Origin of the sequence: Dactylosporangium sp. NPDC051541 (genome assembly GCF_044454505.1) — a bacterium.
Lineage (GTDB): Bacteria > Actinomycetota > Actinomycetes > Mycobacteriales > Micromonosporaceae > Dactylosporangium.
The window spans coordinates 1-22639 of sequence record NZ_JBITDU010000034.1 but is presented as its reverse complement, the minus strand read 5'-3'; the positions used below and the strand labels follow the sequence as shown (position 1 = coordinate 22639).

The following is a 22639-nucleotide window of genomic DNA, read 5'->3' as shown; positions in this document are numbered from 1 at the left end:
CGTCAGTGACGTCGGGACCACGTGTCGGCGAGCGTGAGCCGCGCTGAAGTGTCTCGTCCGACCGGGCCGGTCCGCCCAGCGCAAGGTCCGGGCCCGGTCACCCGCCGGGCGGTACCCGGACCGAACGTTCGCCCGTACCATGGCTCGGTGCACTTCCGGCTGGGCGTCGACCTCGGCACGACCAATACCGTTGCCGCGCTGCAATGGCCCGACGGCTCGGTGCGCCCGCTGTTGTTCGACGGAAGCCCGACGCTGCCCTCCGCGGTGTGCGTCGATGCCTCTGGCGCGCTCGTGGCCGGGCGTGACGCGATTCAGCAGGGCCGGGCCCGCCCGGAGAACTGCGAGTTCAGCCCCAAGCGGTGCATCGACGACGTCATCGTGCTGCTCGGCGAGCACGAGGTGGCGGTCGTGGAACTGCTCGCGGCTGTCCTACGCCGGGTCGCCGCCGAGGCCGAGCGGGTCGCCGGTGGCCGATGTGCCGAGACTGTGCTGACATTCCCGGCCACCTGGGGCCGGCGCCGCCGCGAGCAGTTGCGCGCGGCCGCGCGGGCCGCCGGCCTGGGCACGGTGTCCTTGGTTCCGGAGCCGGTCGCGGCAGCTGCCTGGTTCGCCCGCGACAGCAACGCCGGTCTTCGACCGGGTGCGACGGTCGTCATCTATGACTTCGGCGGCGGTACCTTCGACGCCTCAGCGGTCCGGCAGGGGACCGACGGCTTCGTCGTGCTGGCCGAGGAGGGCCTGCGCGAGACCGGCGGCCTCGATGTCGACGCCGCCGTCGTCGGCTACCTCGGCGCCGTCCTCGGCTCGAAACACCCCGATGCCTGGCAGCGCCTCACCTCCCCCGCGACGCAGCCGGACCGCCGCGCCCGCCAGGCGCTGTGGGACGACGTACGCGCGGCGAAGGAGTCACTGTCCCGCCGCTCGTCGACCGAGATCCATGTCCCGCTGATCGACGAGATCGCGGTCCTCGGCCGCGAGCACCTCGACGCTCTCGCCCGCCCGCTGATCGACCGAACGGTCGCGACCACGCTGGGCGTCATCCGCACCGCCAACCTGACCCCGGTCACAGTCGACGCGGTGTTCCTGGTCGGCGGCTCGAGCCGGCTGCCGCTGGCCGCGACCATCCTGCATCAGCGGCTAGGGATTGCCGGCACGGTACTGGAGCAGCCCGAGCTGGTGGTCGCGCAGGGAAGCCTGTTCGCGCCGCCGTCCACCTTTGCCGAGGCCGAGGCGGAGCCCGAACCGCCGTCCCCGCTGGTGGTCTCATCCCCGCCGGCCGTCGCCGAGCCGACATCGAAGGTCGCCACAGAGCCCGTCGCCGCCAGGCCCATGTTGCCGCCGACAGCCCCGGCTCGGCCGATCCCCGCCGTACCGCTGCCGCTATCCGCGCCGAGGCGCGCGCGCCGCCTGGCGATCCTCGCCGCCGGCTGCATGGTGCTCCTCGTGGCGGCGGTGGTCGCCTGGCAGGTCTTTCGCGAGGACGGCGGCGACGGCGGGATCGGCACGGGGCTGAGCGCGTCGAGTCGGACGACAGCGGGCCAGGATCAGGGCCGGAGCCAGTCGGCCGCCGGTGGTCCGGGCGCGGGCTGTGCCGGCGTGGCGGGCACCACCCTTGTGCTGCTCAACGACGACAAGTTCCTGCAGAATTCGGACAACATCGTGCCGCTGCTGCACCGCGCCACCGCCACCCCGGCCGCGACCGGTGCACTCAACCGGGTATCCGACGCCCTCGACACCGAGAAGCTTTCGGGCCTCAACAAGTCGGTCGAATTGGACCGCAAGAGCGCGGAGACCGTGGCCCAGGAGTTCGCGGAGCGGACCGGGCTCACCGGCGGCATGCAGAAAACCGCGAACGGCCAGCTGGTCGTCGGCGCGGCGAACTTCGCCGAAAACCAGATCCTGGCCAATCTGTACCGCATTGCATTGGAAGCCGCCGGCTACACCGTGACGGTGAAGCCAGTAACCAGTCGGTCGGTATATGTCGATGCGCTGAACGCCGGGACCATCCACGTCGTCCCGGAGTACGCCGCCACGCTTGCCGAGTATCTCAACGCGAAGGCCAACGGCTCGTCGGCGACGCTGGTCTCGTCCGGCAAGATCGAGACCACCATGTCGCGGCTCACCCCGCTCGCCGAGGCGTAGGGCCTGGCCGTGGCCAAGCCGTCGAACGCGACCGACCAGAACGGCTTCGCCGTGACGAAGGCCCTGGCCGACCGGTACAGCGTGCGGACACTGTCGCAGTTTGCCGCGAAGTGTTCCGGCCCTGCCACCATCCTGGCCGGCCCGGACGCGTGCGGCACCAACGCATACTGTCGGCCGGGCCTCAAGTCCACCTACGGCATCGACGTCGGCTCCCTCGCTGTGAAGGACGCCGGCGGCCCCGCGACCAAGGACGCCCTGCGCTCAGGCGCGGCCACGATCGGCCTCATCTTCACCTCGGACGCCGCCCTCGCTTGACCGGCCGCTTCGGTGTGGCCTCGCTGCCAGCGGCTCACTCCCGCTGGGCCGGGGTGCCGGGCAACGGGGCAGACAGCCGGACGCCGAGAGCCATAGGGTGGCGTCCATATTGAACGTTCGGAGGAGGGCGCCGTGGCCGAGAACGTGGACCCGTACAGCAACGACGACGTCCAGCCGCCGCCGCCCTGGAGCGAGCCGGTCGGGTATGAGCCGACCCCGCCGTATGAGCCGACCCCGCCGTATGAGCCGACCCCGCCGTATGAGCCGACCCCGCCGTACGTGCCGCCCCCATACAGCGGCTATCCCACCAGCACGCCGCCGGGGCCGTATCTGAGTGACGGCGACCGGTCTGGCCGGCGGGCTTCCGGGCCCAGCAGTGACGACCGTGACCCGTTCCTCGTGCGGCTGTGGCATCGGATCACGAGGTCCCGTTGAGCGAGATCGTCAAGGGGGTTCTCGGCGGCGGCTGGGCTCTGCTGGTCGGGTGGATCGCGCCGGCCGCGGTCAACGTGGTGCTGGCGTTCTGGGTGCTGTCGGGGACGGGTTGGCTGCCCGGGATCGGGCGGCTGCTCGGTGAGGGGGACATCGCCGGGGCGGCGCTCGGGGTGGCGGTCCTGGTGGGGTTGGTGCTGGCTGCGGTACAGACGCCGCTGTATCGCATTTTGGAGGGGTATCTCGGCTGGCCGCGCGGTGTCGCGAACCGGGCCCGGGAGCGGATGCGGCAGCGCAAGCTCCTGCTGGCCGACCGGGTTGCCGCCGTGGAGCTCGTGGACCGGGAGCGGGCCGGGGACCTCGACGAGGACGCGGTGGCGGCGCTGGCGGCGATGCGGGCCCACCGGCGGGTGCGGCGGCACCTGGACAGCGACGCGAACGGCGGGGCGGTGCGGCGCGGGCTGCTGCACGAGCGGCTGCGGCGCTTTCCGGTCGACGACTCGCAGGTGGTCGCGACGCGGCTGGGCAACGCGATCCGGCGGCTGGAGGAGTACGGGTACGACCGCTACCGCCTCGACACGCAGATCTTCTGGTATGAGCTGACCGCGGTCGTCGACGAGCGCACCACCAAGCAGGTCGAGCAGGCGCGCACGACCGTCGACTTCTTCGTGGCCCTGCTCTACGGCCACCTCGCCGTCGCCGGGGCCGCTCTGGTCGCGGCGTTCGTGCATCCGGGGCCACTGCCGTGGGCGGCCGCGGTCGGCTTGCCGCTGCTGGCCTACTGCTGGTATCGCCTCGCCGTGGTGACGACCGACGAGTGGGCGGCGGCGGTGCGGGCCATGGTCAACGTCGGGCGGGCGCCGTTCGCGGAGCAGCTCGGGCTGACGCTGCCGGCGACGCTGGAGCAGGAGCGGGCGATGTGGGCACGGCAGTCGCGGCTGGCCCGGCTGTCGTACCGGGACTTCAGCGCCGACGAGCAGCCCGAGCCCGTGGTCGACGCGACCCGGGCCGTGTCCGCGTCCGGTGACGCCGAGCCGACCGGCGCGCGAGACCGGCGGCCATGAGCGGATGGGGTTCGGCGGCCCGGAATGCGAGGCCGAGCGCGACCCGGAACGACAAAGTCGTTCAGGCTCAGGTGCGGTCGAGCCAGTACCAGCCGTCGCCCAGCGACCAGTGGATGCGGCACGGGTCGGCGAAGCAGTCGTAGGTGTGGGCGGGGTCGGGGTTGGTGAGGTGCGCGTAGCCGATGGCGCCGTCGGGGATGCCGGCCCAGGCGGGCAGGAACACGTCGGTCGCGCCGAGGTGGGCGGCTCGGCCGTTGATGGACAGGTGGCGCAGGTCGGGGGGCAGGGGTTCGCCGTAGTAGCCGGTGTCGTCGAGGCCGCCGGTGCGGGCGAGGGCGGCGACGGCGGCGAAGTCGGCCTGGTTGAGGCGGTAGAAGCCGTGTGCGAAGGTGTACGTCCAGTCGATCGCGGCGAACATCAGCGGCGCGGCGAGGCTGAGCGCCAGGGTGGGGATCGCCCATCGCGGGCCGTGCCGCAGCCACAGCATCGCGACGGCGGCGGCGGTGGCGGTGATCGCGACGAGCCAGGCGGCGCCGAGGATCAACCAGGCCAGGAGCCACAGGTTCGCGATCCAGACCCCGAGCAGGTCGACAACCGCGAGCAGCCCCCAGCCGCCCGCGGCCAGCAGCACCATCAGCACCGGCGAACCGCGCCGCCCCGGCGAAGTCCCGGCCATGCGGACATGATCCCGGCCGGGCCGGCCGTCGAGCCAGGCCGCGCCGGGATGCTCCACGAACTCTTCACACGCGCAGCAGGTCCTCGCTGAGTTCCCAGAGCCGCTGGGCCGACTTCGGGTCGAGGGCGTGCGGGGCGGCGTCGGTGAGCACGACCGGCTCCTCGCCGACCGGGGTCGGTCCCCACGGGGTGGGGTCGAGGGGGGCGACGTCGCTGTTCTTCAGGTAGACCCCGCCGATGCCGTCGAGCAGCGGGCTGGCGGCGCCGAAGACGATCGTCGCGGCGGCCTGCTGGGGTGTCTTCTTCTCGTGTTCCGGGTCGATTATCGGGGCGCCGTGTTCGTCGATGAGGCCCATCGCCTGCAACTGCGCCATGGTGAACGTGCCCTGGTCCGGGTGCGCGAGGGTGGAGGCGACGGAGATGCCCGGGTGCACCGAGAAGGCGCGGATGCCGTCGGCGGACCAGCGGCGGTCGAGTTCGACGGCGAACAGGACGCCGGCGGTCTTGGTCTGGCCGTAGGCGAGGTTGCCGTCGTAGCCGTGCTCGAAGTGCGGGTCGTCCCAGCGGATGTCGCTGGTGCGGTGGGCGCCGGAGGACACGTTGACGATCCGGGCGCCGTGCGCGGCCCGCAGCGCGGGGTGCAGGGCCCGGGTCAGCTGGAAGTGGCCGAGGTGGAACGCGGCGAAGCCGGCCTCGTAGCCGCGGGTGTCCAGGGTGCGCCGGCCGTACGCGTTGCCGGCGCTGTTGATGAGCATGTGCAGCGGGCGGCCCGAGTCGAGGTACCGGCCGGCGAACGCGTCGATCGAGGCCGGCTCCAGCAGGTCCAGCCGGTCGATGTCGACGCGGTCGATGCCGGCGAGGATGGCGGCGGCCCGCTGCGGGTCGCGGGCGGCGACCGTGATCGTGGCGCCGGCCTTGCTCAGGGCCCGGGTGGTTTCGAGGCCGAGGCCTCCGGCGCCGCCGGTGATGACTGCGTGCCGGCCGGTCAGGTCGAGGCCGGCCAGGACCTCGTCGGCCGTGGACGCGGCGGTGAACGGGGTGCCGATGGGGCGCTGCTGTTCCGTGGTCATATGGCAACGGTAGGAGTGATCATCCGTACGATGAATGCTTGACGGTCCGTTTTTTCTTCGCGATAGTCCGGGAGTGGATGAGCTTTCCGAGGTGTTCGACGTCGTCGAGGTGCGCGGGCAGGTGACCGGCGCGTTCGCCCCGCGCGGACGCTGGGTGGCCCGCTCGCACGGGCGGACGCCGTTGAAGCTCACGGTGATGGTGCGGGGCCGGGCCCGGCTGTCGGCCGAGGGTCTCGACGCTCCCATCCAGCTCGAACCGGGTGACGTCGCCATCATGAACAGCCGCGCCTGGTTCGCGCTCGAAGGCGGCGACGGCGACGGCCCGCCGCAGGAGATCGAGCCGGAGCTGACCGCCGGGCCGCTCACCGCCGAGCCCGGCCGCGACCTGGTGGTGGGTGGCCGCGTGCTGCTCAACCAGGCCGGGCACGAGCTGCTGCTGCAGGCCCTACCGCCGGTCGGCCACGTCCGGGCGGCGACGGCGACCCGGCTGCGCACGATCACCGACCAGCTCGTGGACGAGGTGTCCGCGGCCCGGCCGGGGTCGGCCTTCGCCGTGCGGCAGTACGCGCAGCTGCTGGTGCTCGAGGTGCTCCGCGCGTATGTGGGGCAGGCGTCGCTGCCGCCGGGCTGGCTGCGGGTCCTGACCGATGACCGCCTGCGCCCGGCGGTCCGCCGCATGCACGCCGAACCGGGCCGGTCCTGGAAGCTCGAGGAGCTGGCCCGGGCCGCGGCGATGTCCCGCACGACGTTCGCCGAGCGTTTCCGGCTGGTGGCGGGCGTGCCGCCGCTGACCTACCTCAATGCCTGGCGGATGCTGCTCGCCCAGCGGGCTCTGCGCGGCCCGCACATCCCGATCAAGGCCCTCGCGGCCGACCTGGGGTACACCTCGGAAAGCGCGTTCAGCACCGCCTTCAAGCGCGAGACGGGCGAGTCACCCCTGCGCTACCGGGGCCGGGTCGGCTCCGGACGCCTCCTCGAACCACATGATCAGGGCGCCCACGCTGCGCAGTGAGTCGCGGGCCGGGATGCCTCACTCGTCGCCGCCCAGCAGGATCAGGGCCTCCCCGCCGACGATGATCCGCGGCGGTGTCGGATTCGCGCACGCGCCTTGTTCGGTCGGTCGACCGAATGCTACGGTACCGCTCATCAGTCGGTCGATCGACCGACACGCGGTCGACCGTAACGCGATCGACCGCACCGGCTCTGGAGGTCCGGCATGCTCACGCTCTACAGGACGGTCGTCTACGCGGCGTTCGTGGCCAACCTCGCGTACACCATCGGCTTCCTCGCCGGCCCCGGCGTCGGTGTGCCCAAGGGGATCGACGACGGCCCGGTGACGTCGACCGGGTCGGCGCTGCTCATCAACGGCGCGCTGCTGAGCGTCTTCGCGATCCAGCACAGCGTGATGGCCCGGCCCTGGTTCAAGCGGCGCTTCTCGAAGCCGTCGGCCGAGCGCAGCACCTACGTGCTCGCCTCCACCGCCGCGGTCACGCTGCTGCTGTGGCAGTGGCGGCCGCTGCCGGACGTGGTGTGGTCGGTCGGCGCGGCCTGGGCCCGGGTCCCGCTCTGGACGCTGTACAGCGCGGGCTGGCTCTTCGTCGTCGTCAGCACGTTCGGGCTCGGGCACCGTGAGCTGTTCGGCCTGCGTCCGCAGCGCGACACGGAATTTCGGGAGCCCTTGCTGTACCGAATCATCCGCCACCCGATCATGGTCGGCTTCCTGGTGGTGTTCTGGGCCGTGCCGCACATGAGCGTCGGCCGGCTGCTGTTCGCGGCGGCGTCCACGGCGTACATCCTGGTGGGGACCAGATTCGAGGAGCGCGACCTACGACGCGAACTCGGCACGCCCTACGCCGACTACGTCGGACGCGTGCCCGCGTTCATTCCCGGCGCGAAGGGAGGGCGGTCGTGGAAGAAGGATTCGTCGAGCATCTCGGCATAAAGATCCATTTCGAGGTGTACGGCGTACAGGGCCCGACGATCCTGCTGATGCCGACCTGGACGCTGGTGCACAAGAAGGTGTGGAAGGCGCAGGTGCGGTACCTCAGCCGCCACTTCCGGGTCGTCGTCTACGACGGGCCCGGCAACGGGCGCACCGATCGGCCGCTCGACGTCGCCGCCTACAGCCAGGCCGCCCAGGTCGGCTACGCCCTGGCCGTCCTCGACGCCACCGGCACCGACCGGGCCGTGCTCGTCGCGCTGTCCCGGGCCGCCAACTGGGCCCTCGAGATCGCCGCCGAGCACCCGGCCCGGGTCCACGGCACGATCGTCATCGGCCCGGCGATCGCGCTGCCACCGGGCGCCGCGCACTCGACCAACACCACGGACATGGACGCCGTGCGCCCGCGGCTCGAACCGTCGGCGGTGCCGCGGCTCGGGACCGATCCGTGGGAGCACTGGGTGAAGTACCACCGCGACTACTGGCGGACGGACTACACCGACTTCGTGTGGTTCTTCCTCGGCCAGTGCTTCCCCGAGCCGCACTCGACCAAGCAGATCGAGGACGGCGTCGGCTGGGCCCTGGAGACCAACGGCACCGTCCTCGGGGTCGAGAGCCGGGCACCGCGACCGGACCGGGCCGCGATCGAGGACTGGTGTGCCCGGCTGACGAGCCCGCTGCTGGCCATCCACGGCACCGACGACCTGGTCGCGCCGCTGGGCCGCAGTGAGCGGCTGGCCGAGCTGACCGGCGGCGAGCTGGAGGTGATCGACGGCGGCGGGCACATCCCTCTCGCCCGCGACCCCGTGCGCGTCAACCGGCTCATCGCCGCGTTCGCCCGGCGGTTCCAGCCGGGCCCCCGCCGGACCTGGCCGCGGTGGGACCGGCGGCCGAAGAAGGTCCTCTACCTGTCCTCGCCGATCGGGCTCGGCCACGCCCGCCGGGACCTGGCGATCGCCCGGGAGCTGCGCGCGCTCCGGCCCGACGTGCAGGTCGACTGGCTGACGCAGCACCCCGTGACCGCGATGCTGGAGGGCGCCGGCGAGCGAGTACACCCGGCGAGTCGTTGGCTGGCAAATGAGTCCGCGCACGTCGAGGCCGAGGCCGGCGAGCACGACCTGCACTGCTTCCAGGCGCTGCGGAGCATGGACGAGATCCTCGTGAGCAACTTCATGGTCTTCCACGACCTGGTCGAGGCCGAGCACTACGACCTGGTCGTCGGCGACGAGGCGTGGGACGTCGACCACTTCCTGCACGAGAACCCGGCGCTGAAACGGTTCGCCTACGCGTGGCTCACCGACTTCGTCGGCTTCCTGCCCATGCCCGACGCCGACCCGCGCGAGACGCTCGTGACCGCCGACTACAACGCCGAGATGATCGAGCACATCGCCCGCTACCCGCGCCTGCGCGACCGGTCCGTGTTCGTCGGCGACCCGGACGACATCCTCGACGCGCGCTTCGGCCCCGACCTGCCGATGATCCGCGACTGGACCGAGGCCAACTACGCCTTCGCCGGCTACGTGACCGGCTTCGACCCGTCCGCCCTGGCCGACCGCGCCGCGCTGCGGGCCGAACTCGGCTACCGCGAGGACGAACGGATCTGCATCGTCACGGCCGGCGGCTCAGCGGTCGGCGCGGATCTGCTCCGCCGCGTCGTCGCCGCGTTCCCGGCGGCCGCCGACAAGGTCCCCGGCCTGCGGATGATTGTCGTGGCCGGGCCGAGAGCCGACCTGTCCGACGTCGTTTCCCCTTCGAAGAGCCTCGAGCTGCGGGGGTACCTTCAGCAGCTGCCGAAACACCTGGCCGTCTGCGACCTCGCGGTCGTGCAGGGCGGCCTGACGACGTGCATGGAGCTGACCGCGCTGCGACGCCCGTTCATCTACGTCCCGTTGCGCCACCACTTCGAGCAACACTTCCACGTCGCGCACCGCCTGCACCGCCACGGCGCCGGCCGCCGCATGGACTACGCCGACCTGACCCCCGACACCCTGGCCACCGCGATCGCCGAAGAACTCGGCCGCGACGTGCGGTACCACCCGGTCCCGTCCGACGGCGCCGCCCGCGCCGCCACCCTCCTGGCCGACCTGTTCTGAGCCGAGTAGTTGATCCGACTGCAGCTGATCTCGAGAAAGGTGAGCATGGCCCCGTGACCTCACCACGCCCGCAGCCCGGCCCGGGACGGGCCATACCCGTCCTGGTGGTCGGGGCGCTGATCGGCACGGCCTGGCTGGTGCTGTACATCGCGGAGTGGGTGCAGCGGGCCGACGTGATGGGCCGGGGTATGCCGGCGAGCGCCGTGGTGCTGGACTCCGGCGGCGGCGGCCGCGGCTCGACCGAATGGGTGCGGGTCCGGTTCTCGACCACCGACGGCGACGACGTCGTGGCCAAGGTCCTGAATCCACCGAAGGACCCGCCGCTGCGGCCCGGCGACCGGCTCGACATCAGGTACGACCCGCGCGACCCCTACGAGGCCGTGCCGGTCGACGGCGGCCAGGCGGTCAGCGAATATCTGATCTACATCGTCGGTGGGGCCGCGATTCTGGGAATCTCGGTCTACGGCATCTGGTGGTGGACCCGCCCGGGTCGTCGCCGGCCCGCACGGACCTTCCCACAGCCCCGGCGGAAGCGGCCGGCACCCCCGGCGATCGTCCGCCCCCGGCGCACCGTACGCCGGCGCATGCACTGAGCCGCGCCCGCGGAGGCCGGCGGCAGATGCCGGGACCGTTCCGATTGGCGGCAAATCCCACGATTCGTGACGAACGCATCGGCCCCACCACGCGCGCGGCACCCGGGCAACGGCATGGCGCGTGGGCGACTACGCTGGCGATCATGGCGAGGCGGGCAGTTCAGGTTCGGGCGTGTGATCGCTGCGGCACGGAGCCGGCAAACACGTGGGTCATCACCGGTCCGGACGGCGCGCCGCGGGAGATCGAGCTGTGCGATCAGCACGGCGCTCCGATCGCGAACGCCTACGCCCTCGCCCGGCCGGTGCCGAAGCCGTCGCCGCGGGCCGGTCGGCCGGCACCCGAACGCCGCCCCGCCAAGGACACGGTCGACGCCGTTGTGGAGCCCGAACCGATCTGGCGGTAGGGGCCCAGCCCGGCCAACCCGCCGGGATCGGCCTTCCGCTCATAGTTGCGACTCATTTGTTCCTGAGCCCGGTGCCGCCTGTGTGCAGTGCCGCTGGAGCGCGTCGAGGGTGGCGTCGAGGGCGGGGCGTGCGGTTGCACTTTGTCGCCAGAGGGCGAGGACGCGGCGGGTTGGTGGCGGGTTGATCGGTACGAATCGGACCGATGGCGGTGCGGGTTCGCGGCCGAGCCGTGGGATCACGGCGGTGCCTAGGCCGGCCGCAACCAGCGCGAGCTGGGTCGAGTGTTCGGACGCGGTGTGCACGACGCGTGGCTCCACGCCATCGACGCGCAGTGTTCGGACGAGCCAGTCGTGGCATATCTGGCCGGTGCTCCAGCTGATCCAATCGTCGCCGGCGAGTTCGGTGATGGCGATGCTGTCCCGGTCGGCGAGCGGGTGATCGACCGGCAGCGCCACGTCGAAGGGGTCGTCCAGGAGGTTCCGCCGCGCCAGGCCTTCGGGGATGGCCAGCACATCGTCGACCCAGTCCTGCACGATGGCAACCTCGAGGTGGCCGCGAGCCAGGGCTGGGATGGCCTCGTGCGGCTCCCGCTCGGAGAGCGACACCGACAGGTCCGGATACCGCGACCGTAGGTCCCGAAGCACGGCGGGAAGCAGCCCGCGCGCCGCGGTGGCGAAGGCGGCGATCGTCAGCGTTCCGGCGACCGCGCCGCGGTGTTCGGCAATGCCGGACTCGATCCGCTCGACGTGGCTGAGCAGTTCGCCGGCGTTGCGGGCGAGCAGCGCGCCCGCCTCGGTCAACCGCACGCCTCGGCCCTGCCGCTCGACCAGACGCTGGCCCACCTCCCGCTCCAGCCGCGCCATCTGCTGTGAGACGGCCGAGGTGGTGACGTGCAGGTTGCGCGCCGCGCCGACGACGGATCCGGTCGTGTACACCGCGTGCAGCACGCGCAGCCGCTCCAGGTTCAACATCGTAGAGATGCTACGCAATGCGGTCCACAAAGGGTCACTTGTCCTTATGAATAGCTCGACACAAGGTGGAAGACGTAGTCCCGACCTTCGAGGAGAGCCGTGCGAATGCTGGAAGACACCACCACCACTCTGACTATCGGCGGGGACCTGCCGGTGCACCGGCTCGGATTCGGTGCCATGCGGCTGACCGGCGACCCGGCCAGGCTGGACCGGTCCACGGCGATCGCGATTGCCCGGCGCGCGGTCGAACTCGGCGTCAACTTCATCGACACCGCCGATGCCTACGACCTTGGCGACAACGAGGAACTGCTCGCCGAGGCGCTGCACCCGTACCGGCCGGACGTGGTGATTGCCACCAAGGGCGGGCAGATCAACCTCGGCCGCGAGTGGATCCCGCTCGGTCGCCCCGAATACCTGCGCCAGCAGGCTGAGCTGAGCCTGCGCCGGCTGCGGTTGGACCGCATCGACCTCTACCAGCTACACCGTATCGACCCGGCGGTGCCGCTCGCGGATCAGATCGGCGCGCTGCGACGGCTCCAGGACGAGGGCAAAGTCCGCCACGTCGGCCTCTCGGAAGTCACCATCGATCAGCTCACCGAGGCCGGGAAGATCACGCCGATCGCGAGCGTCCAGAACCGCTACAACCTCACCGACCGAGCCTGCGAGGATGTACTCGAATACTGCGAACGACACGGGATCGCGTTCATCCCGTGGCTTCCGGTCGCGCCCCTCGTCAGAGCCGACGCCGCTGACCCGGCCAGCACGGTCGCCCGTCGACACGAGGCCACCCGTGCCCAGATCGCCCTGGCCTGGCTGCTCCACCGCTCGCCCGTCATGCTGCCGATCCCCGGCACGTCCTCCCGCGCGCACCTGGAGGAGAACATCGCCGCCGCAAGCCTCTCGCTCAGCGCCGACGAGTTCGCCCAGCTCGCCACCTGAGCGCAGGAACCCCCGAGGCACTCACTCTCATGCCGCTGTCAATGCGCCGTTGGTTATCGAGGGCTGGTCACGTTGCGCCGATGAGGCAGGGGCACGTCTCGTCCTTGGTGCTTGTGGTTGTAGGAGCGGGGATGACCGCAGTAGCAGACGCTGAGCAGCGTGTGCTGGGGGTCGGTGGACTGGTCCGGGTCAGCGCCGCATGCCGGGCACGGTGTCGGCGTGTCTGGACCGGTCACCGTCGGCGCTGAGCGGGCCCACCAGGCAACGACGCGCTCAGCCACGGAGTCGAACTCATCGTCGGCCACGTCGAGCGGCCGCGCGGTGGGCGGGCCGGCGCGACGAGCCGGTCGGAGTCGTTCGCGACCGCCATCCGCGTCCTGGCCGCCTACGACCTCCTGACAACCGACCGACCGTGGCCGGTCCCGGTGGTCCCGGGCACGACGACGTCAGCGAGACTGGGAGCAATGCCGCTCTAACGACCTGGAGTTTTCGTCGAGGTCGGCAAGAACGACCGCGGTCCCCAGGCGCTGCGCGTCCGCGTCACCGCCGAGCAGGCCGCCGGCGGCGCCGTGGGCCTGCTGGGCACGGTCAACTGGTACGAGCCGGCCAAGGGGTACGGGTTCGCCTCGCCGGACGGCGGCGGCGTCGACATCTTCGTGCACAGCTCGGCCATCGTGACCGGCGGTGTGGTCAGCGACGGGCAGCGGGTGGCCTTCGTCGTCGTCGAGGGCGAGCGCGGCCCGCAGGCCGCGCACGTGATCCCGCTCGGTCCTGGGGCCGGCCTGTCCGCCACGGCAGGCGGTGCCGACGGGGCGGACGGAACCGTCTCCTGGTACGACGAGGACAAGGGCTTCGGCTTCATCGCCCCCGACTCCGGCGCCGGGGACGTCTTCGTCCACGCCCGGTCCCTGGCCGAGGGCCTCACCTGGCTGACAGAGGGCGACCGCGTGGCGTACGAGGTGGTCAGCGGCGACAAGGGCCCGCAGGCCCGCGACGTGCAGCTGGTCCGAGGGGCCGAGCCCGCGCCGCCACCGCGACGCCCGGCACCGGCCGGGCCGCCACCCGCCACGAGTAAGCCGCCGTCACGGGGCGTGCCCGCACGCGCGGGCCACGGCGTTGTCGCACGTTACGACGGCGACCGCGGGTTCGGGTTCATCACCCCGGACGCCGGAGGCGACGACCTGTTCGTCCACGTATCCGTGGTCGCCGGGTCGGAACCGCTGCAGCAGGGCGACCAGGTCCGGTACACGGTGCGTCAGAGCGACCGGGGCCCGCAGGCCGACCGCGTGGAGCGCCTCTGACACCTCTGAACACATGCTCATCTGTCGCGGACTGCGGATCTTCGAAGCCTGCGGCTCCAACATCACCGGCCTCGGCGAAGAACACGGCCACCGCGTCCTGCGCGTGCGCGGCAAAGGCGGCAAGGTCGTCCTCATCCCGTTACCTCCAGCAGTAGCCCGGGCGATCGAACGCGCCGCCGGCGACCACGCCGACGGACCGATCATGCGCAACGCCCTCGGCGGGCGCATGGACCGCCACGCAGCCTCCCGCCGGCTCCGACACCTGGCCGTCGCCGCCGGCGCGCAAATGCCTCAAATGCATCCCCACATGCTGCGCCACACGTTCGTCACGACCATGCTCGACGCCGGGGTCAGCCTCCGCGACGTGCAGATCGCCGCCCGCCACGCCGACCCACGCACCACGATGCGCTACGACCGTGCCCGCAACAACCTCGACCGGCATCCCAACTACATCCTCGCGCCCTTCATGGCCTCCGGAACCTGACCGTGGCGCGCGACCATGCCGATGAGCGGATGGCCGCAGCAGAGGTTGGTGCCGGTCCGCTGATCGTCCGATGTCGAGGAGTCAGGCGTTCCATGGCCGGGCCGTGCGGGTGCCAGCGGAGGCCTCGAAGAGCTAGTTGATCTTACTGTCGGCTGGTGTCGGCGTACGGACTGAAGACCTCGGCCCAGAAACCTGGGCATTCCTTGCTGCCGCAGTGTCGGCTTTGGCTGGCGCGGTGACCGCCGCCGCCGCGTGCTTACTGTCTCGTCATCGCCATAACATCAAGGCTGACTTCAAGCGCCTCCACGTCGACTACGAAGATTCAACGAGCCAGGAACTGTATCCGGTTGAAGCGTTGTGGTACTTCGGTCATCTGGGAAGTCTGCCGTTTCGCCGGGCGGTAGCCAGTTTTGAGCAGATCACGGAAGCCGACGAGTACAAGATCCTCACGTTCCATGTCGTGGGACTGTCGCAAGTGGTTCTGCGCAAACACCGGCTGGTAAACGTCGGCTGGCTCTTGACTAGCGTCACGCTGCTATCGCTGCTCGCCGCCACGACGAGCTACACGGTGCGCGCCAGCCTCTGATGCGAATGCACCGAGACCGGCTGGATGCGGACCCCGGTGATGACTCGAGGTGATGCGTTCATGCCGCTGTTGGTGCGTGACGGCCTACCCGAGGCCGCCACCGTAGATGACGGATCTCGCCGTGGCCGCGGCTTCCTATGCCGCCAAAGAGCGCTCACTTGATCTCGAGGTTCACATTCACTGGAAGTGTGAGGCGAACATGTCTCTTTTCGCCGAGGCGTCGGTCGGCACCTTTGTGAACTCCGCACTACGCGGCGCCCCTAATCTTCGCCCCAGCTTCAACAAGCGCTGTCCGCTCTATCTGGTGTCGCTCCTCCAGGCGTTTCATTGCACGCACCCTAGCGGCCCCGAACAGAAGTGCGGTTATCAGTCCGGTTGGCTGATGAGCCCTGTCGGTTTCCTTCTGCTCGGCTTCGGCGTAAAGATCGAAGATTTCCAAACTGCGACGTGAATATTGTTCCGCGAGACGCGGCGAAAGCGTACGCTTATAGCAGCCCGCCGCAAGCAGGGCGCATCGGGCGGCGAAATCCAGATACTCCACTCGCTTTCGGTAATCGGTGAAGTCCCAGGTCACCACACTCTGCCGGAACTGATCGGTCGGAGGCTGCGGTGCCGTCGTCACCAAGGTCTCACTTGCCACTCCGAAATTGTTGGCCGCGTCCCGAAGGTCGGCATCCGAGAGGGGTTCGCTCCGGAGGATGGTCAAGGCGGTCTCGTACTGGGCCTTAGCGACCAATTTTGGCACATCCTGGATATTCTCCGCCAATTTCATCAAGTCCGATATGGTTCCGTGTGTCATTCGCCAATAGCCATAGAACTTGACTGCTACTGCGAGTTCTATCATGATTTCTCCCAGATTGCGCGGATCGACCGAGGACTTGACCGTCCTTTGCCTCTGTCTGGGGTGCAGCAGATTTTCTTCGCCATGGAGATCGCGACTGCCGTTTGCAGCGCGACGCAATATCTTCGCGGCAGCCATCACGGGTATTCTCGACCGCTCCTGCTTGATGGTGCACCCATCCAGCAAATTGATCACAATCATGCCAGCCGCCTGTTGCTTACCTACGGTGTGCACCCGGGCGCCAACACCGACTGCGAGCACCTGCCTCTAGGGCTTGTTATCTGCTTGATCCAGTTTCCGCTCATGCCGCTGCAGCGTCTCTGCGCCGTGATCACGTTTCCGCTCATGCCGCTGCGGGTGCTCGGCAGGCACCCAAAGATCGTGACGGACCGTGAGCAGCCTCCAGCGAGGTCGGGCTTCGATCATGCCGATGACCGCGCGCGTGATCTCGCCGCGGTTTCAAGGGCCAGGCGCTGTCCGTCAGGTATGGGAGACGGGTTGTCGAAGGGGCATGGACGATCCGGGGGCTTGGAGGTCCTTGTGAAGGCGGTACCAAGGCTGAAAATTAGTACGCGAAAGACATTGATTCGAACTAAGGTGTTGGCCGCTACGAAATCGAGCCCACCCGCAGCGGACACTGCGAAGTCCTACTTTGATATGTTGTGGCGACGGATGGACGGCTTGGAGTCCGTCATCCGCAAGCTGACACTGGCGATAAGCGCGGTCGCAGCTTTGCTGTTTGCGCATGCGATAAATAACGCGACCGACGTTTCATTATTTGGCCTAAAGCTCGACTCCTCCGAGTATGTCACTCCGTCGGGCGGGGTGCTGTCGATGTTCCTTTGTTACCGCTATCAGGTTACCTTCAATCGTCTAGCACTGATATGGCAAATTCAACACGAGATGATCCGAGCGCAGTTCCGACCGTTCTGCGATCAAGGGCTGGACGAGGTCTTGGCGCCAGTAGTATTCCAAGGGTCACACGCGGCACGATGGTCGGATTTCCTGGCAGAGAACAGGCGTTCCGCTAGGGTTAGGATTTGGATTGGAAGATTGGTTGGGAACTTTCCCGGCTTCATGGCGGTAGCGATAGCACTAATCTGTCTTGTTCCGGCATCCGATCAATCACCCGCGGATCTGTGGCCCTTCTGGGTTCTGGCGGCAGTCTTTGCGACTCTGGTCGCGCTTGAAAATATCCCATTGAATCCAGAGATTTAGCGTCTGCAACCGCGCAGAGCAGTCCGGTCCGGTGGCTTGATCGGATGCGCGGTCATGCCGCGACTGCCGCGCGGCGGCGGGCCTGACGATCGTCGCGCCTCGTAGCCGCACGTCCGCCGGGCTGCCCCGCGTCGTCGGTGCTCGCTCGTGTAGCCGATGTGTATGCACCTGATCTTGCCGACGTCCGAGCCGCTGCCGATGTCTTGGTTCCCGCAGAAGCCCGCCAGGTCGGAACCGGCATTCGCGGCGGTCGGTCGTGATGAGATCCCGCCGTCGCGAGACGAGGATGCCTTGAACGCCGCCGTCGAACTGGTTTGGGCCGCGATCTGGTCATGGGTGTCCCGCGGGGGCCGGACCGGCCCCGCGGGACAGGTTCAGCGCAGCGCCGGTGGCACGGTGGTGCGACGTGGTGCGTGGTGGTCGCGGCGGAGCGGAGGCGGGAGCGGCTCGGCAAGCAGGGCGCCGGCGATGGCGTTGCTGGGCGGATTGCCGGCGCGGGATCGGGCCTTGGCGGCCTCGGCGCGCAGGTCCGCGGCGGCGGCCGAGCGCTGCCGGCGGTCGAGCAGGGCCGCCTGGTGGTCCAGGGCGACGGCGAGCCGGGCCTCGGCCCAACGGTCCGCGGCCGGGCGGCGGCGCTCGGCGGCGGTGAGGCGCTCGGCGACGGTCAGGGCGGCGTCGCCCCGGCCGGCCGCGGCGAGCGCAAGCGACGCGGCGAGCAGGTGCCAGTCCGGCCCCTCGCCGCGGGGGACGGGCTCGGTGGCCGTGGCGGCGGCGGCCGCGAGGTCCGCGGCCCAGGCCCGCAGCGCCGCGGTGGCCTCGCCCAGGATCGCGGCGATGGCCACCGGGGGCGCGGCCGGGGTGAAGCCGTCGACGAAGGCGGCGAGGGATCGGGCGAGGCGTGGGCGGTACACATGCGGGCGTTCGACATTGAGGATCCGATGCGCCTGGACTCGTTCGTACGGCCTCGGCTGGTCCTGCAGCAGGACTACACGGGCCCACGTCACCATGGCGGGATCGACCAACGCTACCTCCGGCTCGAATCGGGAGCCGTGAGCGTATGCCCGCATAACCGCAGGTCAACAGGGTCGTTCAGCCGAGTGATCGACAGCCGGACATGCCGTATGCTGATATCGGTGATACCCCGGCCCGGGTGAGCGCAGAGTAGGTCTCGCAGACACAGCCACTGCGAGAGACCGTTCCGGGCGGCGGCCGGGATGACACATCGCGATCCCGAGACCGGTGAGCGGTCGCATGGCGACCACCCATCCGGCGGGCCCCGGACGAGACGAACCGCGAGACCCCGGCGGACACCGCCGACCGGCCACACCGCGCGTACAGGCGGGCTGCCCCGGACATGGCGGGTGGTCAGACCGCCGCCCCATGTACGAGCGACAGGGCGCTGGCAAACGCGGCGGCTCCCGGTACTGTCGAGTCCGGTGAGCTACGCGGTAGGTGCGTGCTCGGCTTCGTCGAGGAGCACCTGGAGCCGATCCCGGCAGCGCAGCAAGAGCCCGGCGATCTCGTCGAAAGTCGCCGCGTTGACAGTGCTGTTGTCGAACCACATCGCCCGCACGGCGGCCTGACTCTGCGCCAAGTACCCTGCTGCGGCCTCGACCAGCCCGATGAACTCGTCCCGGTTGCGTGGTGACGCGAACTGGACGGACCCTCGCGCCGCTCGCAACGACTCCCCGGGAACGGCAAAGACCGCCGCCTGGTCGCCGCCCGCCTGATCAGCTCCGATCCACGCCAAGACATACTCAAGCTCCGCCGCGGCCAACGTCAGCCTGCCGACAGCCAGAATCGTCTCATCGGTGACCCGCCGCATGGGCCAACCGTATCGGAGACCCCTCTGAGGTTCACGCACATGCCGCTGTGTGCGCTATCGGACATCGACAGTCGGTCCGGTGCGGCTAGGGGATCGGAGTCGGGGTGGGACCCGTATGGACGTCCTCGATGATGACGGGCATGGACGTGGGAGCTCGACGTGCCGTGGTTGCGGCACTGGTGGGTCTGGCAGGCAGCAGCGCCTACCAGGACCGGGCGGATGCCGGCCGGGCCCTGGCGAGCTTTGCGGAGTTGCCGGAGGCGGTACCGCAGCTGCGACGGCTCCTGCTTGACGCCGACGATACGTTCGTCACTCTCGTGACCGCGGATGCGTTGCTCCGCCGAAAGGACCCAGCCGGTCTGGCGCTCGTCGCGCGAGCGCTGACGGACGCCGACGACAACCATGCAGACTGGATCTCTACCGCCGTCCAGAACGTGTACATGATCTACGCCAGCGAACGTGACGCCGCGGTGCGGATATGCAACGCGCTGCTCGAAGAGCCTGATCCAGGCATTCGTCAAGGAGCCGCTCATCTGTCGGGCACCCTTGCCGCGATTAACCCGGTGCTCTACGCCGTAGACAGCCGTGGGCCTTGACGGCACACGCCCGCGGCATCCTCGTCCGCCGTCGAGCGAGCGCATTGCTGGCCGGGCTGGTGCCCTCCGTACGTGGTGCGCAGGCCCAATGAACGACCCGGCGCTCACTGAACTGCCGATGTCCGGAAACGTGATCAAGGCTCGCAACCATGCCGATGAGCGATGCGGGCGGCATGTGCGGCGTCTGTGCCTTCGGCCCGTGGTGGCTGTCGCTCAAATGCCGGGTGTTGCCTGGAAATCTGTGGCGTGGTCTCGCGCCCATACCGTGAATGGCCGGGCGGGAGCGCTGGTGACGTCTTGGGCGGTGGGCACCGACCGAGGTGCTGGAGCCTCGGACGGGCCGGCCTGTGTGGGCGTTGTCGTGTCGCCGGAGTATGTCTTGAATCCGGTGAGGAAGTCGGCGGACGCCGCCGCGAAGCCGCCCTGGGCCAGATATAGGTCGCGGGCTTGCGCGGGGGTCACGACTTCGAGGCGGATCTGCTGTCCGATGGCATCGGCGATCGCCCGCACCTGGTCGCGGCGGCTGATCAGCTCCGGGCCGTTGAGCGTGTAAACGGCGTTGCGGTGCTCGTCTTCGAGCAGGGCGCGTACGGCGACGTCCGCGATATCCCGTTCGTGGACGGGATATCCCGCGTAATCCGGAAACGGGTCGCGAACGACCTGTTCGGCGCGGATGGAGGGGCCCCACAGCCAGAGCTTGTTGAGCATGAACTCGCCGGGACGGACATGGGTCCATTCCAGGTCAGACGCCTCCACCGCTTGCTCGACGGGCAGATGGAAGCCCTCATCGTGGCCGGTAGTGACCGCTCCCGACGACAGTGTGACGATCCGGCGGATCCGGGCCGCGGCCGCACGACGCACAACGTCGGCAGCCGTTGCGGCGAACGGGAACAGATACATCCGGTCCACGCCGGTCATCGCCGACTGCAGGGTATGGGGCTGGGCCAGGTCACCCCGGAACATCTGCACCCCGTCGGGGACGGCCTTCCCCGGCCGGCGACTCACCACCCGCACCGCCACCCCGGCGTGGAGAAGCTGTTCAACGACGAGCCGGCCGACGTTCCCGGTTCCCCCGGTCACCAGAATCCGCATGAGCTCTGCCTATCCCGAGAGCCTCGGCCACGCAAACGCGAACACGCTGTTCGGATATTGCCGATTAGCTGCGTAAACGCTCCCACCGGTACCGCCTACAGTGAATATTCACATCTGCGACATCGTGTGGATGAGGACCTCGTGACCCGCGATTTCGCTCCCGCAAACGCGGCGCGTCTTGCGCGTAGCCGACCGGGGATCGTCACCCTTTGTGACGGCGGCTCTGCGCCGCTGGTGGACACTCGCGCCGATGACAACGCGCATGGTCGACCGCGATGGGTTCGCCAGGAGGGTGGTTCACGATCGGGTCGGATGTTGCCGTCATTGTGGCTTTGAGCCCACCGCGGAGGTTCTACCGGCTTGCCGCCGGCGAGACGATCACGGTCGACTGGACCGAGGAGACGGGCGACGGTGCGGGTCATCTGAAGGCGGGCGACATTGATGCGCGCGGTTCTCCGATAAGGGCCTGGCGTGCCGGCGGAAGCGAAATGCACAGCGGCCCCGACTCTGGGCCTGAGGCGAACTGAAGCACGAGAGTGATGTCCCGGTACTGCGCCGATCCGGGCTCTCGTAAGTACAGCCAACGGCGACGAGCAACGCGCTCATCTGCCGCTGCGGAAGCGCGGCGCCACCAGACGCTCGTCACCGACAGCGATCGAGCCCGCCGCGGCTGAGGCCTCCGGTCATGCCAGGTGGGAGTTGGCGATGCAGTTCGCGCGCTGCATGCGGATGTGCTGGGCTCTCGACCGATGCGGCAATTGATGTGGGACGTTTGGCGGCAGCGGCCGTTCTACGCCGGCGGGTATGTTCCTGCCGTGGACTTCCCACCCTCTGACGATGTCCTAGATGTCACCCGCGATTTTCCAGGGAACGTGCTTGGACCGATCCCAGTTGCTGCGGCGACGCGTCGGCTTCTCGCGTATTGCACGACGCCGGGGAGTGGCTGGAGCAGCTACGATCTTGCCGCGCATCACGCGCGGCGCTTCGGCATACTCGACTCCGTCACAAGTTGGTCTCTGCTGTACGCAAACGCGTTGAATGGTCAGGTGACGCTCGACAACATTGCCGCGTTCGATCGCAGCCTTCGCCGCGACTTCGCTGGACGCCTGGCGAAAGTGCCGCCCGGCCGCGACCTGCAAAGGATGGCGAGCGACGAAACCAGCGCCGTGGTCGACGTTTGCTGCTTTGGATTCCGCGGCGTGTGGGGTCCGAAGGCGACGAAGATGGCTGCGCTGTACCGCCCGAACAGCGTTCCGGTGCTCGATGGTCACGTTGCCGAGGCATTCGGGTACGACCGGGACGCCTTCTCTGTTGGCACGGTGCAGCGCGGGCTCTCCCGACGCGAGCGCATCGAGACCGTCGTTCGCGCGTTGGCACGGGGTCTCGTTATGCACTCCGCGGCACTCACTGAGCTCCGCCGCGCGGTTTCTCCGACGGTGCCCGAGGTGAAGGATGTCTCCGACCTCCGGCTCTTGGACATGGTGTTGTGGACGGCGCAGGACGACAGGATGGCGCGTCGGAGCAGGCAAGGACCCTGCTGGATCGATCGCCCTATTGGGAAGCACATCGACATCGAGCAGTTGGCCCCCGAGCCGGTCGCGCCAACCGGCACGAGCGTCGCTGGCTAGTACGGAATCACGACCACAGACGGATGCCGTGCGCTATGCCGAGTTCGCCGGTGGCGTCCAAGCGTGCTTCTGGTTGGAAGGTCGGGCTGACATGCGACACCTGTTCGGGCCGCTGATGGCACTCGTTTTGCTGGCTTCCGGCTGCTCCGCGGGCAGTACAGCGCCGTCGGCCGGCGCATCGACGCTCGCATCAGGTCCCACGGCAACGGTTTCCGCGCCGCGACCGAGCGGCAAGGGAAGCCCGGCTGCATCAGCTTGCAAAGCACGCGAACTCGGCGACTTGGCCGCTGCCGCCGCGCCCAGCCTGCTAAAGATCTTTCGGTATTTGAGTGAGTTTCAGAGACGTAGGCCGGTGTGGTCGAGGAAGTTGAAGCAGAGTTGGTAGCTGCTGCCGATGCGGTGCAGTCCGTTGTGGGCGGCGGTGTCGGCG

At 69.3% G+C, this 22639-nt stretch carries 21 protein-coding genes and 2 pseudogenes; 16 read left to right on the top strand and 7 right to left on the bottom strand.

The features are described from left to right. Positions 1-21 precede the first annotated feature (21 nt). The 3 genes and pseudogenes from ACIA8L_RS55205 (at position 22) to ACIA8L_RS55195 (ending at position 3953) form a co-directional block, all read left to right on the top strand. Positions 22-2457, top strand: a pseudogene (locus ACIA8L_RS55205) (Hsp70 family protein). Positions 2458-2589: 132 nt separating this feature from the next. Continuing rightward, positions 2590-2892 (top strand): hypothetical protein, encoded by a 303-nt coding sequence (locus ACIA8L_RS55200; RefSeq protein ID WP_395918147.1) that lies wholly within the window; start codon positions 2590-2592, stop codon positions 2890-2892. Next, positions 2889-3953, top strand: a complete 1065-nt coding sequence (locus tag ACIA8L_RS55195; protein WP_395918145.1) for a hypothetical protein — start codon at positions 2889-2891, stop codon at positions 3951-3953. The genes ACIA8L_RS55200 and ACIA8L_RS55195 overlap by 4 nt, the downstream gene beginning before the upstream one ends. 67 nt (positions 3954-4020) lie before the next feature. Here ACIA8L_RS55195 and ACIA8L_RS55190 read toward each other — a convergent pair whose 3' ends face one another. Further along, on the bottom strand, positions 4021-4686 hold the full coding sequence (locus ACIA8L_RS55190) for a hypothetical protein (RefSeq protein ID WP_395918143.1): 666 nt from the start codon (positions 4684-4686) through the stop codon (positions 4021-4023). A gap of 7 nt (positions 4687-4693) precedes the next feature. After that, on the bottom strand, positions 4694-5698 hold the full coding sequence (locus tag ACIA8L_RS55185) for an SDR family NAD(P)-dependent oxidoreductase (RefSeq protein ID WP_395918141.1): 1005 nt from the start codon (positions 5696-5698) through the stop codon (positions 4694-4696). A gap of 73 nt (positions 5699-5771) precedes the next feature. Here ACIA8L_RS55185 and ACIA8L_RS55180 point away from each other — a divergent pair, with 73 nt between their 5' ends. The 5 genes from ACIA8L_RS55180 (at position 5772) to ACIA8L_RS55160 (ending at position 10727) form a co-directional block, all read left to right on the top strand. Further along, positions 5772-6710, top strand: a complete 939-nt coding sequence (locus ACIA8L_RS55180) for an AraC family transcriptional regulator (protein ID WP_395918139.1) — start codon at positions 5772-5774, stop codon at positions 6708-6710. A gap of 204 nt (positions 6711-6914) precedes the next feature. After that, entirely contained in the window at positions 6915-7640 is a 726-nt protein-coding gene (locus ACIA8L_RS55175) for a methyltransferase family protein (RefSeq protein ID WP_395918137.1), read from the top strand. After that, positions 7607-9730 (top strand): alpha/beta fold hydrolase, encoded by a 2124-nt coding sequence (locus tag ACIA8L_RS55170; protein ID WP_395918136.1) that lies wholly within the window; start codon positions 7607-7609, stop codon positions 9728-9730. The genes ACIA8L_RS55175 and ACIA8L_RS55170 overlap by 34 nt, the downstream gene beginning before the upstream one ends. Before the next feature lie 53 nt (positions 9731-9783). Next, complete coding sequence (locus ACIA8L_RS55165; protein WP_395918134.1) at positions 9784-10323, top strand: DUF3592 domain-containing protein; 540 nt, start codon at positions 9784-9786, stop codon at positions 10321-10323. 143 nt (positions 10324-10466) lie between these two features. After that, a complete protein-coding gene (locus ACIA8L_RS55160; RefSeq protein WP_395918133.1) occupies positions 10467-10727 on the top strand; it encodes a hypothetical protein in 261 nt (86 codons plus the stop codon). 39 nt (positions 10728-10766) lie between these two features. Here ACIA8L_RS55160 and ACIA8L_RS55155 read toward each other — a convergent pair whose 3' ends face one another. After that, the gene (locus ACIA8L_RS55155; RefSeq protein ID WP_395918131.1) at positions 10767-11699 is read right to left on the bottom strand and encodes a LysR family transcriptional regulator; all 933 of its coding nucleotides are present in this window, start codon (positions 11697-11699) and stop codon (positions 10767-10769) included. 105 nt (positions 11700-11804) lie between these two features. Here ACIA8L_RS55155 and ACIA8L_RS55150 point away from each other — a divergent pair, with 105 nt between their 5' ends. The 5 genes and pseudogenes from ACIA8L_RS55150 to ACIA8L_RS55130 all read left to right on the top strand — a co-directional run bounded on the left by ACIA8L_RS55150 (position 11805) and on the right by ACIA8L_RS55130 (position 15009). Beyond that, positions 11805-12638 carry an aldo/keto reductase gene (locus tag ACIA8L_RS55150; RefSeq protein WP_395918129.1) on the top strand — a complete coding sequence of 278 codons (834 nt, stop codon included), beginning with the start codon at positions 11805-11807 and terminating at the stop codon, positions 12636-12638. 575 nt (positions 12639-13213) lie between these two features. Next, positions 13214-13405: pseudogene (locus ACIA8L_RS55145) on the top strand (cold-shock protein); the annotation flags it as partial. Then, a complete protein-coding gene (locus ACIA8L_RS55140; protein ID WP_395918182.1) occupies positions 13394-13939 on the top strand; it encodes a cold-shock protein in 546 nt (181 codons plus the stop codon). The pseudogene ACIA8L_RS55145 and the gene ACIA8L_RS55140, both read left to right, overlap by 12 nt. 13 nt (positions 13940-13952) lie before the next feature. Continuing rightward, entirely contained in the window at positions 13953-14423 is a 471-nt protein-coding gene (locus tag ACIA8L_RS55135) for a tyrosine-type recombinase/integrase (protein ID WP_395918127.1), read from the top strand. A gap of 136 nt (positions 14424-14559) precedes the next feature. Further along, the gene (locus ACIA8L_RS55130; protein WP_395918125.1) at positions 14560-15009 is read left to right on the top strand and encodes a hypothetical protein; all 450 of its coding nucleotides are present in this window, start codon (positions 14560-14562) and stop codon (positions 15007-15009) included. A gap of 247 nt (positions 15010-15256) precedes the next feature. Here the strand turns inward: ACIA8L_RS55130 and ACIA8L_RS55125 are convergent, their stop codons facing one another. Then, entirely contained in the window at positions 15257-16051 is a 795-nt protein-coding gene (locus tag ACIA8L_RS55125) for a hypothetical protein (protein ID WP_395918124.1), read from the bottom strand. A 480-nt stretch (positions 16052-16531) separates the two neighbouring features. Between ACIA8L_RS55125 and ACIA8L_RS55120 the strand changes: the two genes are divergently transcribed. Next, on the top strand, positions 16532-17068 hold the full coding sequence (locus ACIA8L_RS55120; protein ID WP_395918122.1) for a hypothetical protein: 537 nt from the start codon (positions 16532-16534) through the stop codon (positions 17066-17068). A 374-nt stretch (positions 17069-17442) separates the two neighbouring features. On the opposite strand, the gene ACIA8L_RS55115 is transcribed toward ACIA8L_RS55120, so the two are convergent. Both ACIA8L_RS55115 and ACIA8L_RS55110 read right to left on the bottom strand, forming a co-directional pair. Further along, positions 17443-18075, bottom strand: a complete 633-nt coding sequence (locus tag ACIA8L_RS55115; protein ID WP_395918120.1) for a hypothetical protein — start codon at positions 18073-18075, stop codon at positions 17443-17445. A 434-nt stretch (positions 18076-18509) separates the two neighbouring features. Then, positions 18510-18893: a hypothetical protein gene (locus ACIA8L_RS55110; protein WP_395918118.1), complete on the bottom strand. Its 384-nt coding sequence runs from the start codon at positions 18891-18893 to the stop codon at positions 18510-18512. A 128-nt stretch (positions 18894-19021) separates the two neighbouring features. Here ACIA8L_RS55110 and ACIA8L_RS55105 point away from each other — a divergent pair, with 128 nt between their 5' ends. Next, a complete protein-coding gene (locus ACIA8L_RS55105; protein WP_395918116.1) occupies positions 19022-19489 on the top strand; it encodes a hypothetical protein in 468 nt (155 codons plus the stop codon). A gap of 213 nt (positions 19490-19702) precedes the next feature. On the opposite strand, the gene ACIA8L_RS55100 is transcribed toward ACIA8L_RS55105, so the two are convergent. After that, a complete protein-coding gene (locus ACIA8L_RS55100) occupies positions 19703-20581 on the bottom strand; it encodes an NAD(P)H-binding protein (protein WP_395918114.1) in 879 nt (292 codons plus the stop codon). Positions 20582-21396: 815 nt separating this feature from the next. Here ACIA8L_RS55100 and ACIA8L_RS55095 point away from each other — a divergent pair. Further along, on the top strand, positions 21397-22209 hold the full coding sequence (locus ACIA8L_RS55095; RefSeq protein WP_395918112.1) for a DUF6308 family protein: 813 nt from the start codon (positions 21397-21399) through the stop codon (positions 22207-22209). Positions 22210-22639: the final 430 nt, after the last annotated feature.

Coding starts and splice junctions, on each gene's coding strand:
- ACIA8L_RS55105 (WP_395918116.1), top strand. CDS start 19,022: ATGATGACGGGCATGGACGTGGGAGCTCGACGTGCCGTGGTTGCGGCA.
- ACIA8L_RS55185 (WP_395918141.1), bottom strand. CDS start 5,698: ATGACCACGGAACAGCAGCGCCCCATCGGCACCCCGTTCACCGCCGCG.
- ACIA8L_RS55160 (WP_395918133.1), top strand. CDS start 10,467: ATGGCGAGGCGGGCAGTTCAGGTTCGGGCGTGTGATCGCTGCGGCACG.
- ACIA8L_RS55115 (WP_395918120.1), bottom strand. CDS start 18,075: ATGGTGACGTGGGCCCGTGTAGTCCTGCTGCAGGACCAGCCGAGGCCG.
- ACIA8L_RS55110 (WP_395918118.1), bottom strand. CDS start 18,893: ATGCGGCGGGTCACCGATGAGACGATTCTGGCTGTCGGCAGGCTGACG.
- ACIA8L_RS55175 (WP_395918137.1), top strand. CDS start 6,915: ATGCTCACGCTCTACAGGACGGTCGTCTACGCGGCGTTCGTGGCCAAC.
- ACIA8L_RS55100 (WP_395918114.1), bottom strand. CDS start 20,581: ATGCGGATTCTGGTGACCGGGGGAACCGGGAACGTCGGCCGGCTCGTC.
- ACIA8L_RS55135 (WP_395918127.1), top strand. CDS start 13,953: ATGCTCATCTGTCGCGGACTGCGGATCTTCGAAGCCTGCGGCTCCAAC.
- ACIA8L_RS55125 (WP_395918124.1), bottom strand. CDS start 16,051: ATGATTGTGATCAATTTGCTGGATGGGTGCACCATCAAGCAGGAGCGG.
- ACIA8L_RS55155 (WP_395918131.1), bottom strand. CDS start 11,699: ATGTTGAACCTGGAGCGGCTGCGCGTGCTGCACGCGGTGTACACGACC.
- ACIA8L_RS55150 (WP_395918129.1), top strand. CDS start 11,805: ATGCTGGAAGACACCACCACCACTCTGACTATCGGCGGGGACCTGCCG.